This window comes from Lysinibacillus sp. GW247-5R2A, from assembly GCF_059424475.1.
The window spans coordinates 74,123-92,999 of record NZ_JBWKZL010000009.1 but is presented as its reverse complement, the minus strand read 5'-3'; the positions used below and the strand labels follow the sequence as shown (position 1 = coordinate 92,999).

The 18,877-nt window shown below is 30.2% G+C and carries 11 protein-coding genes and 1 pseudogene; 3 read left to right on the top strand and 9 right to left on the bottom strand.

Features of this window, described 5'->3' with window-relative positions; translation table 11 throughout:
* Positions 1 to 43: 43 nt before the first annotated feature.
* From AC07YC_RS14790 to AC07YC_RS14760, 7 genes and pseudogenes are all read right to left on the bottom strand, one after another.
* A pseudogene (locus AC07YC_RS14790) lies at positions 44 to 448 on the bottom strand (recombinase family protein); the annotation flags it as partial.
* 566 nt (positions 449 to 1,014) lie between these two features.
* The gene (locus tag AC07YC_RS14785) at positions 1,015 to 2,241 is read right to left on the bottom strand and encodes a hypothetical protein (RefSeq protein ID WP_494919767.1); all 1,227 of its coding nucleotides are present in this window, start codon (positions 2,239 to 2,241) and stop codon (positions 1,015 to 1,017) included.
* A 69-nt stretch (positions 2,242 to 2,310) separates the two neighbouring features.
* The gene (locus tag AC07YC_RS14780) at positions 2,311 to 4,875 is read right to left on the bottom strand and encodes a DEAD/DEAH box helicase family protein (RefSeq protein ID WP_494919766.1); all 2,565 of its coding nucleotides are present in this window, start codon (positions 4,873 to 4,875) and stop codon (positions 2,311 to 2,313) included.
* A complete protein-coding gene (locus tag AC07YC_RS14775; RefSeq protein ID WP_494919765.1) occupies positions 4,872 to 6,788 on the bottom strand; it encodes a DNA methyltransferase in 1,917 nt (638 codons plus the stop codon). Before AC07YC_RS14775 ends, AC07YC_RS14780 begins: the two co-directional genes overlap by 4 nt.
* A 56-nt stretch (positions 6,789 to 6,844) precedes the next feature.
* On the bottom strand, positions 6,845 to 8,233 hold the full coding sequence (locus AC07YC_RS14770; protein WP_494919764.1) for an MrcB family domain-containing protein: 1,389 nt from the start codon (positions 8,231 to 8,233) through the stop codon (positions 6,845 to 6,847).
* 223 nt (positions 8,234 to 8,456) lie between these two features.
* Positions 8,457 to 10,151 carry a rhomboid family intramembrane serine protease gene (locus tag AC07YC_RS14765; RefSeq protein WP_494919763.1) on the bottom strand — a complete coding sequence of 565 codons (1,695 nt, stop codon included), beginning with the start codon at positions 10,149 to 10,151 and terminating at the stop codon, positions 8,457 to 8,459.
* A 104-nt stretch (positions 10,152 to 10,255) separates the two neighbouring features.
* Positions 10,256 to 10,663 carry a hypothetical protein gene (locus AC07YC_RS14760; RefSeq protein WP_494919762.1) on the bottom strand — a complete coding sequence of 136 codons (408 nt, stop codon included), beginning with the start codon at positions 10,661 to 10,663 and terminating at the stop codon, positions 10,256 to 10,258.
* A gap of 202 nt (positions 10,664 to 10,865) precedes the next feature.
* Between AC07YC_RS14760 and AC07YC_RS14755 the strand changes: the two genes are divergently transcribed.
* Together AC07YC_RS14755 and AC07YC_RS14750 are read left to right on the top strand one after the other, a co-directional pair.
* Positions 10,866 to 11,207 carry a helix-turn-helix domain-containing protein gene (locus AC07YC_RS14755; RefSeq protein WP_494919761.1) on the top strand — a complete coding sequence of 114 codons (342 nt, stop codon included), beginning with the start codon at positions 10,866 to 10,868 and terminating at the stop codon, positions 11,205 to 11,207.
* A gap of 165 nt (positions 11,208 to 11,372) precedes the next feature.
* Complete coding sequence (locus AC07YC_RS14750; protein WP_494919760.1) at positions 11,373 to 12,296, top strand: DUF5655 domain-containing protein; 924 nt, start codon at positions 11,373 to 11,375, stop codon at positions 12,294 to 12,296.
* A 233-nt stretch (positions 12,297 to 12,529) separates the two neighbouring features.
* Here AC07YC_RS14750 and AC07YC_RS14745 read toward each other — a convergent pair whose 3' ends face one another.
* Both AC07YC_RS14745 and AC07YC_RS14740 read right to left on the bottom strand, forming a co-directional pair.
* A complete protein-coding gene (locus AC07YC_RS14745) occupies positions 12,530 to 16,264 on the bottom strand; it encodes a PDDEXK-like endonuclease domain-containing protein (protein ID WP_494919759.1) in 3,735 nt (1,244 codons plus the stop codon).
* A 320-nt stretch (positions 16,265 to 16,584) separates the two neighbouring features.
* Positions 16,585 to 16,836: a hypothetical protein gene (locus tag AC07YC_RS14740; RefSeq protein ID WP_494919758.1), complete on the bottom strand. Its 252-nt coding sequence runs from the start codon at positions 16,834 to 16,836 to the stop codon at positions 16,585 to 16,587.
* Positions 16,837 to 17,852: 1,016 nt separating this feature from the next.
* On the opposite strand from AC07YC_RS14740, the gene AC07YC_RS14735 reads away from it, so the two are divergent.
* Entirely contained in the window at positions 17,853 to 18,875 is a 1,023-nt protein-coding gene (locus AC07YC_RS14735) for a hypothetical protein (protein ID WP_494919757.1), read from the top strand.
* Positions 18,876 to 18,877: the final 2 nt, after the last annotated feature.

Here is an 18,877-nt window from a genome sequence, read left to right as displayed (position 1 = left end):
GAAATGTTAAATCGAGCCTTCCACTTGCAACAAACTATTTAAATTAGCTACTGTTTTCTTGCTCAGCTAAACTACAATTAGGGACTAAAATTTCTACTTCGCGAATTAATGTACTCTTAGAGATACCTGTATATGAATTTGTATCGAGTAATCCTATAGCATGGTCAAATTGTATAGATGTATAGATTTTCTTTCCCCCTTCTCTAAAGTCAGGGTTATACCTTGCAGTAGCTATACCCTCTTGAGTACGTTCTACGATCAAGTTTCTTTCCATTTCAGCCACTGCAAATAATGTCTTTAAGAAGAAGATACCATTTTTGTGTTCTCTAATAACCTAACATTCAATACATGATCCTTAACCCCTTAATTAAACAGTCTCTCGAATCTTTATACCTTCTTTAGTATTTCGGGCTAATCGGTCTAGTTTAGTGACAACTAGCTTGTCATTAGCTTGTAGCATTCCTTATGCTTCTTACTATATAGACATTAATAAAGATTTTGAAGATAAATATAGTTATTCAATTAAAGAACATATATCAATTATCTTTGGTTTAATTTCATTCTATTTAAAACCAATAGGTGATTATTCATGGCTTCAAAACATAACAACATCATTTTCAAAATCGAAATTATATCAAATTTCAATACCAATTATATCTTCACTAGCAATTGATTTAACTTCGATAAAAGATTGGTCTTTACAAAACATCCAATCACCTTGGAATTTTAATAAATTTAGAGAGAAATCACTTCTAATGATTTAGCTATTAATATTAATTTTATACTAATATAGGTACTATATCCATAATATTACACATTTCCTAAGTGCAATAAAAGTAGCGGATAGGTCATCCCCTGATGACCTATCCGCTACTTGCTAAAACACTTGGACCGTTTTGATATGGAATATAACTTTGAGAGTCAATATAAGTATTCTTAGTATCATATTTAAGCCTATTCATGTAAAGACTTATCAGCAAATGTTTCCCCTTGATTTTTTATACAAAATCAATTTTAATAGTTCTTCTGGTGGTCAAAACAATAAATCTGTCCATTGAATCTAGAAGCGTTTTCTAAACAAAAGTTAATAACTTTTTCAGAAATAAATTTACCGCAATCTGCACATATATTCCTTGGATCTACTGATTGTTGATGGGGATAACAATAATATGTATTATTAAATTTTAATTTTTTTGATTCACAAAATGATTTTTCTTTATCAGATAATTCCTTACCGCACCCTTCAAATTGGCATTGAACTCTTTGCTCCAAAAATTCATTACTTTTGGATCTACATTTATTACAGTAAACTTTCCCTTCATATAAACCCTTATCTTTAGTACATTCATCAGCATCTTCTTCTGTTACCATTGAAAAGCATTTTTGGCATTTTCCGGTTGTTATAGGGGGGGAAGGATTAGAATTATAAAAACTGATATAGTCTTCTATTTTATTATGCAAATTTTCATTAGGCGTTTTACCATAATAATTTAAACCATTAATTATATTCTTTATACTACTCATTCCATAGTTTTCATTATCATTATTTCTAAAAGTTAATAAATATAGCGGACAATCCAAAGCTATTGCAAGTTTCACTAAGGGTTTCCAAGTGAAATAATCATTTTTCAACGGATCTTTTTTATCATAGAAGTATCGTGCAGGATCATAGTTTTCAATTTTTGCATCAGCTTTACGGATTCGCTTCTCAATTATTGCCTTGACTGTATTAGTTTGTGGACAAACCATAATGCCGTCTACATTGCCACCCCACATCAAATTACTTTGAGCTAATACTATATCTATATAACTACTACCTGTTCTTTCTTTTCCTTGTTCTCTGAATTCTTTAGTTTGAATAGTACCTTTCAAACTACTCCACCAAGTAATAAATTCTGTGGAATTAAAATCCCAGTTAATATTGAAATGTAAAGAATTATTATGTCTCTTGTACTCTATTATTTGGAATCTATGTTGATTACACAAATCAAAGTAATGGCAAATCACATAAAATGGAACACCTAGTCTTTCGGCCACTAACAATTTTGCATTAATTTCTTTATTACTAAAAAATAGTGAAAGATCTTGCCATCTCTCTTCTTTTTCTAAATATACACCTTCAATAGCGGCAGTAAATTCATATTCCTGGTTAAGAAGTAATCCTTGTAAATCATAAATATTCCAATTTGCAAATAAATTATCTGCTAAGAAATGGACATTCTCCGTATCTCTCTTTCTCATATTTATACCTCCGAATATATGTAAATAAGAGAGTACTTAAAATAAGTACTCTCTTACTATATTACTATATCACATGAATATTTTGGAATTAAAATCATCTAAAAATTCCCTATAAATTAATTCATCTGAATTATAAAACTTAAGTCCTTTAATAATAACATTTTTATTTTGTCCTAAAATTTCTATATCTGTTCTATCATTAATTTGTTTGAGCATCTCTTGTTTCCATTGATCTTTCTCTATTAAATGTGATCCTTTTGGTTCTATGAAAATAAAATAATTAAATTTAGCGTCCTTTAAGAATAAGATAAAGTCAGGCATAAATCCCTTATACGAGTCGAACTCTGTTAGCTTAATTTTTCTCTCATTTCTTATAAGATATACTTCGTTATATCGCTGTTTAAGTTCATCTACACGATTATATATAAACTCTAATAATTGTTCTTCTAATGAGTTTACTAACGCAACATCATACACAAACCAATCTTCTTTAGCCATATTTCTAGATTTAATTAAACTTGATATTTTCTTATCACCAGCACTTAGCTCGATTACATAATCATCTATTACTGTAGAAACCTTAATCGGCTCAAATCTTATAGTTCCTTTTTCTTTTTTATAATTATTTTTTATATTTCGCTCTATGCTATCAAGGAATTCATTTAATATTTTTATTTTATCCAAATTACTTAAAGACTCAATTGATAAATTTTCGGGTAAAGAAACATAAACTTCTTGTCCCCTTAGATATTTTGGGGATTGAATGAATTCTTCTATCGTACTTATACTAGCTACATACTTCTTTAAGCGATCATATCTAAAGAATGGATTCAAACGAATAGCTTTTCTAATTAAAATTTCATTATAAGGTAATTTATAATCAGAAAACTTTATAAGGTCATTATCTTTTTGCCCTAGTAGTTGTTCACTGGACCTTTCCCACTTATAAAAATATTTATCTGGGATCCCATAATCATTTAAACATTGATAATCTTCTGCCAAAGTTGTCTGTACCTTATTGATATAAATATAACCATTTCTATAAAAATTAGTCTTTTTAAAGGATGCCTTTAAAGTTGCTTTTAATCTATGGTATGAATCAGAATAAAATTCTATATTGGCAGCCTCAAGTGATTTCTCCAAATTTTTTATATAAGCATTATCATTGATTGTATGATAATGCATTGTCTCTAAAATTTTCAAATTTGAAGATGACAAATCAAATTGTCTTGTACCTACCAACTTTTTATTAAAATTATACGGATTGAATCTAGCCCCCCGTCCAATTAACTGTGCTTCACTATCCGTAATACTTTTTGAAATGGGCACACCTTCGCTTAAACGAACAATATCAAATAAATTTAAAACATCCCATCCCTCATTTAATTTAGCAACAGCAAATATTGCTCTAATAGGATTATCTAGTTCTTCTAATGAATTTAGTAATACCGCATTTTTTTCAGAAATAAAACTTTTATCATTAGCATTGATTATATTCCCAACCTCAAAATCCCATTTTAAATCCTTTAAAACCCTATTAAGATCCATTGTCGAGTAATATTTAAACATCTTCTCGAGGATTGTATCTGTACCTAAATAAGTTTTATAACCGTTAGAAATAATTTCTTTTAAAGATTCAAGATTCATTTGATCGATTAAGGCGTTAAAATCATGATTCGCCTTCAAAGACTGATCTATTTTATTTGATTTAAATAAAATTATAGGTTTAATATCGATACTATGATCTCTTGCGATATATTTTCTATATTGACTTAATAAAACAGCACTAATTACTTTTATTTCATCATCTTGATTTGCCTTTAACAAAACAACATTTTTTGAATAACCATCTTCCATAAATTTTCTCAAATCATATTGAAAAACTATTTTATCCCTATATTTGTTAAATAAAGATTCATTTGTTAAATTAACTGTAGCTGTAAATTCGACTAATTTACTTTTTATATTTGATTTTAAAATCTGCTGAACTGTTGTTTCCCAAGTTTTTTCTTCTAGTTCTGCCTTAGATAATCCCTTTTTTTCACTTCTAGTATATGCATTTATATGATGTGCCTCATCAGCTAATAAACATATTGGGTTCTCAACGAAATCTTTATAACAAATGCTATTTTCTCTCGGGAATGTTAAATCCATGTGTAATTTTTGGATAGTTGTCAATTTTAAATAAATCGTAAGTGGATCTTTATTTACCGGAAAATTATCAACAATTTGAATTGAGATTAGATTCCCTTCAATTAATATTCCTGATTTATTAAACAAATATTTTGATGAATTTTTATTAGTTAAATTTTCTAGTGTTTTTCTAATTACAGCATCACTGTTTACAAAGAAAATAAAATCTTGCATATGTTTCTCTTTATATAAATATAGTATAACAGCAGCAAGTATATTAGTTTTTCCGGAACCTGTTGCCATATGAAATAATAAGTGATTAAAAAAATCTTCATTAATACCCGATCTTTGAGTATAAATATAATGTCTAATAGCCTCTTCTTGATAAGGACGTAAATTATGATTCAAATTATCATAAATATATTTAGGTACATCCGGCGGAGTTTCAAATACATCATTAAATCTTTTCACTATTCTAGAATGTAGTAACTCATTACTCATAAATTATCCTCACTCGAAAAATTATAAAATGATTTATTAAAACTTATCTCATTCTTCTTTAGTTGATATTTTTTATCTTCTAATTCATATGCACTTACATATATTTGATTTAACTCAAGAGAATTAATAAGAATAATCTTCTTTTCTTCTAAGGTTAGGTTTAGAAATTCCTGATTTTGGAAATTTATTTTTTCTAAGTTAACTTTATAATTAAAGCTAGCTTCTTCCATAATTTGTTCATAAATATTTTTTAAATCTCCATCATCACTTGCACAATTTATTTGTTCAATATATTTTAAATTTAATTCTGCTAACTCAGCATATATAAACTCTCCTCCACCATCCCAGTTTACAGTTTTAGAAATTCCCCCTTGTTCTCCCTCAATTACTTTTAGTAACCTTTCAACAGATACTTCCTTTATATATTCCATTTGTTCAATTCCTATAAACGTACGGTTCATTTTTAATGCTACAGCTTGAGTAGTCGCCGACCCCATAAAGAAATCTAAAATAATATCATTCTCATTAGAACCAATACTTAGGAGCAGATACAATAATTTTTCTGGTTTAGGTGTAGAAAATACTTCATTAACCAATTTGTTATATTCTCTTTTAGCTGTTTGATTATTCATTCCATCCTCGTACGAAATCATACTTGGTAGAGGGTCAAGAAGTTGCTCTTCCCACAGAACCGTAACAGGGACTGAACCATCTTGAACTTCTGATAAAAAGCGTTTTATTCGTGGAACTGCATTCCCATCTTTTCCAAACCAAATACGATTTTCACTTACCATTTGTTCAAAAGTTTCTTTATTAATGCGCCAGCAACTTTTCGCAGGAGGATTGACTACCCTACCTGAAGGTGTAACTATTTGATAATCTGTGTCTGGGTTATAAGTTTTAACGGACATATCTCCTGATGCCCATGGCCCTCTTGGATCATCATCTGGATTCTTATACCTGCTATTCATTTTTTCACTTCTTGGTAATAAATTTGGCTTCCAAATAGATTTATTTTTTGCATAAACCAATATATGATCGTGCATATCTGAAAAGTAAGTGGCATCATTTTGTGGAGATTGCTTTTTTTGCCAAACTATATTAGCAATAAAATTTGATCTCCCAAAAATTTCATCCATTAAAACCTTCAAATAATGTACTTCATTATCATCAATATTCACCCATATACTTCCATCTTCCTTTAGAAGTTTATGTGCTATTTCTAAACGATTTTTCATAAAGGTTAACCAAGTAGAATGAGTAAAACGATCATTATATCTAAAATCATCATTTCTAGTATTATACGGTGGATCAATATAAATCATTTTTACTTTATTTGCATATCGCGCTTCAATTGAATATAAAGCAATTAAATTATTTCCTTTTAAAATTAAATTATCATTTTCATTGATGGAACATACATTTTCTATGCCGTTTTTAGAATATTTCACTATGTTACTAAAAGCTTTGTACTCAAGAAGAGTGTCTATTTCTTCTTTAGCTATCACCTTGTGATAGAATATTTCTTCTTTTTGAATATCATCTTTTGTCATTCCACCTTCTAATACACAATCTTTGTGAGGAAAATCAATTACTATATCCGAATTATATTTAAGGTAATCCCCTGAAGATCCCAGTCCAATGTAATTTTCATATTTTGTAAAACTATCGTCAAGATAATTCTTATATTTTAAAAACTCTATAAATTCATCTATTTTAAATATCTTTATACCTTTGATATCTATTGAATAAATTTCATTTATTTTCTTATTTTCAAGCAAGGTAGATATCAAATCATCATTATAATTTCGTAAATCTTCAATCAGTTTATTCTTTTGTAATTTACCATCAATCCAGTATTTCTCTAATTTTGACAATGTAAATTGGATCTCTTTAAGTATGGTTGTTTCCATTTCCTTCCTCCTATATTATCTTTTTTAGATAAATTAAAGTTAAAACATTATTTATATTATACTAGATATTTAAAACTTGATTTTATACCATAAAATTCTTTTAATTGTGTCATCGTTATTTCTATACCGACTTTTTCTAGACGCTCTTTAATATTTTTATATAGAGTTACAATCATTTGCAAACGAACTTCATCTGTACCGTGATGAATTTTGCGGTGACATGTAGGACATAGACAAACAATATTAGCTGTACGATCTAGATCTACCTCTGGAAATTTTTTATAGTGTGATATTCCGATGAAATGATGTGCTTCAGCATATTGTTGCTTTGTTGCTTTAGCAATAAATGTTTCATGGCTAGGGTCAACTTCACAAGTATAGTTAGCACGTATTAATGCAGTTGCAGCTTCTTTTGCACTTCTTGGGTAGCGTTCTTTACCACCTTCATCAACAATTGGAGTTTTAGGAGGACGTGGCTCATCCTCTTGTTTAAGAAGGTTAAATTGACTGTTTGCAACTTCATTCACTTTTTTTTGGTAGTTTTCTTCATCTGTTTCCAAAAATTCAAGATCCTCTTGTAATAATAGATAATCATTAAATTCTTTTACAGAACGACCATTCATAAATGTAACTATTTTTTGATATGACTCTAAAAGTCCTTTAAAATCAGCAATTAATTCATTTTCTGGAGGTATATTTCTTGCATCATAGTACTTGCCATAAATATGCCCTTTTTCGTAGCCAATTGCTAAATCACGACTTGAACCTAAATCGATATATGTTAGATTGTATTCTGCTGGGACAACCACTTTTGAACGAATCAATTTGGCTATAGTTTCAATTTTAATTCGCCCTTCTCTTGTACCATATTTTTCACGAAAATAAGTGTAACCTTGGTTCAAACTTAAATAGAATCCTGACATGTCTTCTTTAAATAAATAAACAAGATAATAGCCATTTGTTGCAGATACAGATATGGATCTATCAAAGCAACTTATCCAAGGGATTGTTGCCCATACACCTTGTCCAACTGACCCTCCAACATAATATCTACTTTCATCTAGTAACATTGTTTGATTGAGGATTTCTACAAAATCATTTCTAACAAAATGCCCTAGATTATTGCCTTTAAACGATTTTTCTTTTTCAACTAAATATTCATCAAGAACACGTTTAAAAGCACTAGAGAAATCACCTTGCACATAATTCAGTAACTTTACATCCTCTAATTTTAAGGAAGGATTAATAAAGTAATCGGCTTGGATACCAAAATAGTCTACTACTTTTTTTAAAGTCTCCATATCTAGGCGCTGAGTCCCGTTTTCAATTTTGTTTAGTGCAGTATGATTTACTTCTAAAACCCTTGCTAAGTCTCTTAAATTAACTTTTTTACTTTCACGCAAATTTCTTAATTTTTCTCCAATTTGAATCATTAAGGTTTCCACATAGAACAACCCCCACAGAATGTTTCGATTTTTTTATTATGCTTGTTTCGATTTTATAATATTATTTACATAAGACAAATAATATTGCAAGTAAGGTTTTTGTGTATCTTTAAAAAAGGTTAATTTTAATATAATTAAAGAGGATAAAAACAGATCCAAACTTCCTATTTAATATAAAAAAAACCTAAGAATGGAAAAGACAGCTCTCATTCTTAGGGTTATTTTAATATCTTAAAGTCCTTGTTATACAATCAATAATTGAGTATATATCTTTTTGATTACCAAGTAACTCCCCATCATAAAGAATTTGGTGTATAGAAAAATAATCATCAAATTCAGGAATCAAAATAAATTCAAGATAAGAACAACGTTCAGGTATAATTTCTCCGTTGTAGTACCCAGAAATAAATATTGATCTAGCCCTAATCTCAATGTTTAAATCAGTAAAAGAATTGTCATTAAAAATAGCATAAACAGAGGTATTAGGATATTCAACTAACATAAAATCTCCCATATCATTTGGAATGAAATAATCACTTTTTAATCCTGATAGCTCTGGTTCATCATTATAATATAAAGTCGTTATCTTCTTTTGATCAGTTTGTACTTTAGTAATATAGACTTTCTTTTCTGTAGCATGGCTTATTTTATCAGAGATAGATTGTTCTTTTCCTTCATATAACATGGCCTGTTCATTTTTAATGTCATTTATTAGACCAAGAAAAATGAATAACAGTAAACTTGAAACAATCAATACCATAAACTGTACAATACGAATAACACTATTTTTTGTTTTCTGAAAAGCAGTTCCAAATATTAATTGTAATTCAAATTCAACTTTTTTCATTAAAGTATTATGATTTATTTTATTTTTTTTTTGTTTATATTCTCTTAATACATCTTCTCCAAGTTGAATTATCGTTTGATTATATTTAGTTTTTTTAGCTTGTTTAAAGTAATAACTGTTCTTTATTAAACCTCGCAGCTTCCAACTTGTAAGAAATGTCTTTATAATCCAACAGATAATCCAAATTAATAAAATAGATATTATTGTTTCTACTATACTTCCATTTCCAAAGCTCAAAAGTTGTTTCTGATTTTGCCCAACTAAAAATCTATCAAGATTATAAATTAACTTATCACTATAGTAATTTGAAGACAGATACATAACTTCATTTCCAGTTTTATATCGAATATCTTGAACAAATGGTAAGGCAGTATTTGGATAAAGTATTTTAGGTATATAAGTCACAAAAAATATTCCAATAAATGTAATTATTGATTTAATAAAACTCGTAACCCAATTCTCATCTACTTCTTGGTGAGTTTTAAATATTGCAGCAATAATTATTCCGCTTATCAGGCCTCCCAAATGACCAGCGATAGATATTCCTGGAATAAAGAAAGTCCATACCATATTTGCCCACAGCATATTCCATACCCAATTACGTGTCTTGTGATCGATCCATGGATCTTTTTTCAAGATTAAACCTACATATAGTCCCATTAATCCATACGCTGAACCAGATGCCCCACCTACAAGTGTATTTACATCCGTGAACATCAGGACAAATAAACCACCAAACATCCCTGTTACCAAAAAGAAACCTGTGTACTTAATTGGTCCATACACTCTTTCTAAAAAGGGACCTGTCACTAAAATTGCCCCTAAGTTCATTAATAAGTGTACTGGGCCACCTATTTGATGAAATGTATAAGTAATAGTACGAATTATTCCATCAGTCGTCGCATCTGACGGTATGATCGAACCAAACAGTCTAGCTGTTTCGGAATTTGTTGGCCCATTTCCCCAAATATAACTGCCTATAAAAGATATTAATAGCAAAAAAACAAAAAAAGTTGTAGCTGGTGATCTTTTAATTACATCCTTCAACAGCTCTATATCAAAAAATCCCATTTATAACACCTCAAGTTGTACAACTTATTTTCAAATTAACCCCAATAATTACATTACTCATTCTACGATTCATGCAATTTATTTTAAGCGCTTTTAATAATTAATCATTCTTCTAATGACTCAAGCCAATTTTGGATTTTTTTATTTTCTTGTATGAAATCTGACTCCATTATAGATGGTAACTTATAATTTAAAAATTCTATGTAAGAATAATTATACTTTTCCACTTCCTTTTTAATTATGGTTATCCCAATAAAAGTTAAATCCATACACAGTATTAAAGCTAAAATTAGTACAATATAAGATTTTCTTAATTTCATACCTTTATTACGAATAACTAAAAGGAGAATAATTATACCTACAATTGAAAGTACTGTTCCAAGTGAAAACACTATTAAAAAGGTTAATAATTTAAATCCTGCCTCACTGTTCTTTAAGCTAAATGCTGCAAGTAAACCAAGTATTATCCCTATTGTTCCTTTAATTAAGGCGAAAACTGTAAATATATCCATATAGCAACTAACCCCCACATCAAATCTAATAATAAAAAAACTATGTTACTTTCAATCCAGCTTAATTTTTTGTAATTTTTCCTATCAATAGTTTAATTATACACTCAAATAGTATTTATAGTATATATAAAATATCAATAAGTATTAATAGTATATAGAATAAGTAAAACCTTCCTACTAGGGTTATCTTAGGAGGGATTGAATGGATAGTTTAGTGGAATCAGTCGGAGTACACATCCGTGTGTTAAGGAAAAGTAAGAAACTTAGTCAAGAAGAGCTTGCTTTTAAAGCTAATGTTCACCCAACATATATTGGTCAAATTGAACGTGGAGAAAAAAACTTAACTATCTCTAGCCTTTATCAAATTACAAATGCTTTAGAAATTAATCTTGCGGAGTTCTTTTCAGTTATTGAACCTGACAATAGTTCAACTGAAAATTTACCTTATCGCTTGATTATTAAATTACTACAAGATGTAGATATAAGTGAGCAAAGACAGTTATTTGAAATACTTAAGCAAATTGTTGATTGGAAAAAGACTTAAGAAAATCTATTTATGTTATTAGAGATTTTTGTATTTTTCATTTCAGAAGACGAAATTCCCCTAACTAATTGATTAACATACGAGAATTTTATCTTGATCAAGTCACTTGCTATAACTAAATAGAAACTACGTTATTTTTATTGATTTACTGCTAGGAGGAACCAAATGGGGGATATTAAATTTTTTAAAATTGACAATGATAAAGTGCAAGAATTACATGGACATTCAGTTTCACTTGAAAAATCATTACAAAATTTAATCGAAAAGCACCTTGATGCATTTCTTGGGATAAAATTTTTAGCTTCGGAATATTCAACTGGAAAACGCCATGGGGGCAGAATAGACACACTTGGATTAGATGAAAATCACTCACCTGTTATTATCGAGTATAAAAGATCTATGAATGAAAATGTGATCAATCAAGGTCTCTTTTATTTAGATTGGCTACTAGATCATAAAGCAGAATTTGAATTGATGACATTAAGAAAATTCGGTCAATCGTATGCAGACAATATTGATTGGAGTAGCCCACGTCTTTTATGTATTGCAGGTAACTTCACAAAATACGATGAACATGCCGTTCAACAAATTAATCGCAACATAGAACTTTATCAATATAAGCACTATTCAGACGGATTTATAATGTTGGATTTAGTGAATGCAACAACAGCCCAAACTGTTTATATTGAAGATACCTCTATAGATAGAACGCAAAAATCAAATATCAAAACATTTAAAACCGTGTCAGATTATTTAGATCAAGCAAATGAACAGTTAACAGACCGTTTCGAAAGTTTAAAGGCCTTTATGATTGCTTTAGGTGACGATGTACAAATGAAAACATTAAAATATTACATTGCTTTCAAACGTATTAAGAACTTTGCTTGTGTTGAAGTTCATCCACAGTCAAATTCAATCTTAGTATATTTAAAAGTGGACCCTACAACAGTAGCTTTGGAACAAGGTTTTACCCGGAATGTAACTAATATCGGACATTATGGTACTGGTGATTTGGAAATAAGAATCAATAATGATGAAGATCTTGAGAAAGCTAAACATTTTATCGAAAAATCATATGATATAAGCTAAATTAACACTTCCTATTGAGCAATTATTATTTTTCAATACAGTAATACTTAACTCCCCATACCCAACTTTTGCTATAATCAAAAATAATTAAGTTGCTATAAAAAAGTTGATGAGTATGGTAACTCATCAACTTTTTTTAATCAGTGATTTTTTGTTTTATATAGATTTTGAATTATTATTTTTTAAATAATCGAATTGTAAGACCCACTTTTAATAATATTATTAGTTAATTTTTATCTACCTCTTATTTCCTCTTTCCGAGCTAATTCTTTTATTCGCCGATCAATTCGCTCTATTTCTGTTACTGGGTCTTTCCACCAATTTCTACTCCAAATTCGTTCTATTGTCCATCCTCTTGATTCTAAGTACCTTTGACGGTATACATCTCGTTCTCTAGCACTTGGAGAACTATGATACATGGCACCATCACATTCTATACCAAGTATATATCTGGAATGGTCGTTCGGATGGAGAACTGCCATATCAATTCGATAACCAGACATTCCTACCTGAGTTGTAATTCCATAACCTAGACTACGAAGCTGCTGGTATACTTGCTCTTCAAATGGTGAATCAAAGTGAAGTGAATGTTGTACAACGTGAGTGTTAACTGATTCGTTAATCTCGTGAATTACTGCATCGATGTCTTCAATTTTTCCCCCTGAAACAGATCTTGCATATTTCAAATAGGATTTTAACAGCTTCGGTCCCCGTTCGGATGTATTAGCTACATTTAAATCTTCTGGTTCAATACTAGAAACGACAATAATTCCCTCTTTTGCACGACTAACTGCTACATTTAATCGATTTTCTCCGCCTTTTTGGTTAAGTGATCCAAAACGATTATACACTTTACCTTCTTCATTTTTTGCATAACCAATAGAGAAAATGATAATATCACGTTCGTCTCCTTGTACGTTTTCAATATTTTTGACAAATAGCCGTTCGTCAAGATCCCTAGACATTAGTTCATTATAAAGAATTCTAAATTCTTCATCTTCTATAGCTACATTTTCAATCATATCTTGTATCTTTGACTGTTGTTTGGCGTTAAAAGTAATTATTCCAACTGTCTTACCAGGTTGTTTTTGGAGTGTATCCTTTAACTGTGTGACGACTTCCAAAGCTTCTACTTCATTTGATTGGTTAATCCATCTACCCTCTATACGTTTCCATACTAGGGCAGGAGGTTCTTTAAATGGTGTTACATTTGGAGCAATTTGAACATAGCCGTTATAAAAGGCATGGTTAGAGAAATTAATAAGCTCCTCATATTTAGAACGATAATGCCATTGCAAAATTTTTTCTGGAAATCTCCTTTTTGCTAAGTTAAGTAAACTAACAGATTCATCAGTATCAAAATTAGTGTCTTCCTCATCTTCTTCATCAGCATATCCCGCTCTGAATAAATTGGACGGTGGAAGTTGCTTTTCATCACCCGCTACAATAATTTGTTTACCCCGATAAACAGAAGGTATACTGCTTTCAACTGTTAATTGAGAGGCTTCGTCAAAGATAACCATATCAAATAAACCTTCTGTTAATGGGAAAATAGAAGATACCATTTCAGGTGAAGCTAGCCAAACTGGTAAAATTTCCACTAAGCCTTTATTTGCAAAGTTATTTAATAGTTTACGTAGTGGCCAGATCATTCTTTTTTTACTTGTTTGATGTTTTAGCTCTTTTATTGATTTTCCTTGGACTTTTTGCACCAATTCTACTTTGTTTTTCAGTTCGTGGATCAGATAGTTTGCAGCTAACTTTCTCTTTTCTTCTAATAACCCAGCAAAGGATTCCCTTATTCTCCCAAATTCGTTAGTTGAAATCTTTTGTACATCAGGGTATTTTGCTTCGATCTGATCAATCCAGTGGATATACGCTGAATTCTTTAATATATCTACCCAAAACTTTGATAATGATTGTTCGGTACTATTCTCTTTTTCTTGTAAAGCAGCTATTACATACTTTATATCCTCGCTAGCTTGCCTCCAAAACGTATCCATTAATTTTAGGTTTTCAAAATCTCTATGGATATACTCCAATAATACGTCTAATTCTTTTACTGGAATATCCCCTTCTGCTACGCGGTCCTGTAATTTCTTAACTTGTTCTACTTGCATTAAAACAGACAAAGACTTCATGTCATCCGCTAAAGCTTTCGTAACTTTCCCTAAGTTGTGCATTATCGTTAATGACTGCTTTATCTTTATCCATTCTGTTGAGCTGGTTCCTTTGAACTTCTCCCCGTTTGTAATTTCTTCAATAATAGATTTACCAGTAACTGTTGTCCACCAGAAAATACGTAAACCTTGCAGTGTACGTTTTTGACTATCATCTAAATCTGGATAGATTTTATTTAATCGATTTTGTATTTCCCAGGTGTAAGCAGGGGTAATTTTTTCAATATCCAACGCTTCAATATATTCTATTGCTTTTTTCGCTTTAAGAATTAATGCCTCTAAAGTTTCAATCGCTTTTAACTTTGCTTTCATATCAAAAGTAGCAAAGCTCTTCCGGTGACGTAGTGGATAAGATACTTGTCCAAACTGCTCGTACCACTCACCATACGTATACACTGCCTCCGCCATGTCTCGCAAAGATTCCCTTGTTAATCGATCAATAACACTGTTTAAAGTGATAATCTTATTGGAATCCGTTATCGGTTTAGATTCACCGTAAAGCTCATATAGTCTATATCCATGTGGCTGTGTTTCATAAAGGGCTTTGGCTATCGTATTTAGTAACTGCTCTTGATTATCTAACCGTGAAGTCACGTTGATTAGCTTTTCAACGGATTCAGCAAACCGTACCTCATTTTGTTCTAGAACGCTAGAAATTTTTTGGTAAAGTGCATTTCGGTCAATTTTTTCGTCATGCACAAGAGCAACATGATCATTTAGGCCCAAACTACTCATTCGATGATATACAACATCTAGTGCAGCACGTTTTTGACAGACGATGAGCACCTTTTTCTTACGATGGAGTGCATCCGTTATGAGATTTACAATAACTTGAGACTTCCCTGTTCCTGGTGGTCCATGTACAACCAATCCATGTTGATGACGAGCTTCTCGTAAAATTTCTTCTTGAGAACCATCTGCATGTAATAGGGTTAATATATCCTCTTTATCGCTTATTTGCTCATTCTCCTCAACTCCACTAGGAAGTACACCTGCTTCATAAACTAAATCATGTTGTGGATTAATCATATCACCAACTAATGAAAGCGAACTTGTTTCCGATAGGTTTATTAGCTCATCATAATCTCGAACAATAGAAGAACCACCTTGTGGAAAATCACCAATAACTGCATTTTCCAGCAATGTCATTTTAGCAACTTCTGGAATATCGCCTACCTTATATTCCTTTAATCGACTGAGGACGTTTTCAGTAAATTGAACTTTCAATTGGTGTTTTTCCAAAAAAGAGACAATTTCTGCAAAGTTCATGGAGCTTGCAATTGCTTCGGCCTCTTCGAATATCTCCTCTGTGAATCCAAGCTTATTCAACTTTTTTAATGCCAAAAAGAGCGTCCGATTTAACTGTGGTCCGCCCTCTTCTATATGTAACACCCATTTTTTTATCGAAATATTATCTTTTTCCAACCGTATTGGGTACAAGAAAAGTGGGGCTTGAATAAAGGTACCATCGAGGAGAACACCAGATAAAAAAGGATATCCTAAGTAAAAGTCATGTACGCCTGTTTCATCTTTCATCGCTTTAATTTGACGATAAAGATCAGTTAATTTTTTGGATAAAATCAGCGATTTTTCATCTTCAAAGGAAGGTTCCAATAAAGTAATCTTACCTTTCGTTTTCTGCTGTACAATTTTCTTTAAAATGGACTGTGCATCTTCTATTCCTTCAATAGAATCTATACTTGCAAGATCAAAGCTCCACTTTTGATGAATTTTTAATAAGCGAATAGAGCGATTGCGTTTGTTTATATTATTTAGCTTATCGCGCATATGCATTAAATGGGCTTTCAATTTTATCACTTCTTTCAGTTAATGCGGAATTAAAAAATAATTGTATTAATAAAATTATACTTTAAATTATGGGTAAATGATAATAAGACTTAGATAGTAAAGTTTACATGTAATAATCCATTTCTCAAACTATGAATAATTAGCCTTTAGTAATATTGAATTTATTACATCTACAATGTTATTAAAAATAGTTATTCTCAGGTTCGGTAAATAAGATTTAATTTACGTTTATACAATAATTATACTTAAAAAAACCGACCCTATTGGCTCGGTTCTTAAAATGAATGGTTTTTCTCAAATTACAAAGGCATATTTATTTCAATTGACTTCAGAGCCGAAGTTACTTCATCTAATTTATCGCAAACATCAGTAACTGAATTATATAGCCCTGTTCCTTTTAATTCATCTAACTTTTCATTAATATCCGTCAAAGAATTATATAAACCAGTTCCTTTTAATTCATCTATTGAAGAATTTAAATTCTCGATGGAAGAATTCATATACTGAATTCCATCCCTTATTTCTTCAAGTACACTAACCAATTTATCCATATTTAACCACCTTCTGAAAATTACTAATTAAATTCATATTATTACTATATTACCATTTACCTGGAATGTAAAGCCGGATTTTTGATTCAAAAGTATTTTAGAAACATTAATTAAATATATAACTTTTTCTTCAAAGTTTCATAAATTTATATATTAATACTATACCTCATTAACCCTAGATGCGGTTCACCAGGGTTAATATAAACCTCGTTAATATAAAGATACAATCTATTCTTCAATAGAATTTCCTGTTTGTTAAACTTTGCACTCCCTCATAACTAGTGCCTCTTTTCCTTTAAACTCATCGATAGTTAGTAGGCTGTTTCTGATAGCCTGACACCTTCTTCTAGATATCCTAGTCCCATGAAGCAAGGGACTTGTTATGATGTGGAATACAAGTTTTAACGTGGCAGAACAAACTTTAGCAAGAAACATACCTCATAAAGACATTGATTTCAAGGAATTAAAATCCAATTACACTAATAACACATATGAAAGTCGCTATTCATTCAATTATATATTATTGATATAGAGCAGCTAATCCTTTTTAGATAAGGATTAGCTGCTCTATTTACATTTAAAAATGAATTTTTACGAAATTACGAAGTATCTATTAAAGCTACAATGCCTGTATTTACAACATTCAGCCGAATTTTCATTACGCTTCAAAATGAAAAATTTTTATTTTGAAATTCATTGATATATTAATAGATATTTTTAATAAATAATTTTCGTAAAAAATCATTTTGTATATATGTAAAAGAAACATAAAATATTGGGTTCTATCTCAACGAACAAAGGAGGTGCAAATTAAATGAAACTTGTAATTATCGTCAATATTAATTCCGATTGCTTTGTCCCTAATTAATTTTCAAATTCTAAAAAGTTTGCCAAAGTCACACAAGCGTTGATGAAACCTAATTATCCTTAAATTAAATATGAACCACCTTTGTGTAAAACGAAATTCATACAAACCAACTAAATTCAGCAAAAAATTTAAAAAAACTTTAAAGGACGTGAAAGAATTTATGTTCCCCTATGAAGTCTCTCCAGCACATGGTGCCGTTTTAAATTCTATTTCAAAGAAATTTCAGAATGCTTTAATCAATCGTACTTCATTTCAAAATATTATTGATAACGAATTCAATGAGTTAAAATACACCCTACCTATGGCATTAAAAGACCTTGTCGATTTTTATGAAATTAATAAAGTACAAGATCCAAATAATATAAGTATGAAGGATTTGCCTTTTGAAGATATAAGGATACAAAGTGCCGAAGCAAAAGGCGACTGTGCAACGATACTTTTAACTCGCAAATTAAAAACTATTCATGATTTAAAAGTAGGCATTATTTGTAATAATACCGATTCAATTAAAGCAAATCAAAATCTTATAAAACTAAAGGCAACTACAGAAACAATGGAAGCTATTGGATTAGATAAGAATGATTTTAACAGCATAATCATCGCAAAATATTTGTCTTATTACTTTTTATCATCAATTGGAAAAAAGCAACTAATACAATGTCTTGAAAGTAAGGACTCATTCAATACTTTAAAAATCAGTCGTTTAAAGGAACTATACATTCCTATAGCTCTCAATATCAGATATTTAGTAGAAAGTATTGAAACTCAAATTTATTGGCATGATGCAGAACGCTATTCAAGTCAGTTGGACGATACAACATCTTTGTTTAATACGTTTGATAAAATAATGGATTCTTTAGTAAGTGAGAATCAACACACTCATTACGTACCTAAAAATTTATTTACTGCACGTGAGTTTGGCTTTTTATTGGCTCAGTATATTGTAAATAAGCCATTATTCAGCAAGTTAAATATTTCCGTTGTTCTAGAAAGCATGGTTCATTATGGAATATTTGAAAGTCATCAACAAAGTAGCTGGAATGATGTACCCATCGAATTTTATAGCCCTCATCATGAAATTGAAGGGGATATTATAATCGTCATTAAGCAATTCGAACAGCCATTACGATTACCTGAAAATGCTAAAATAATTTATTTGAAGGAGCAATAATC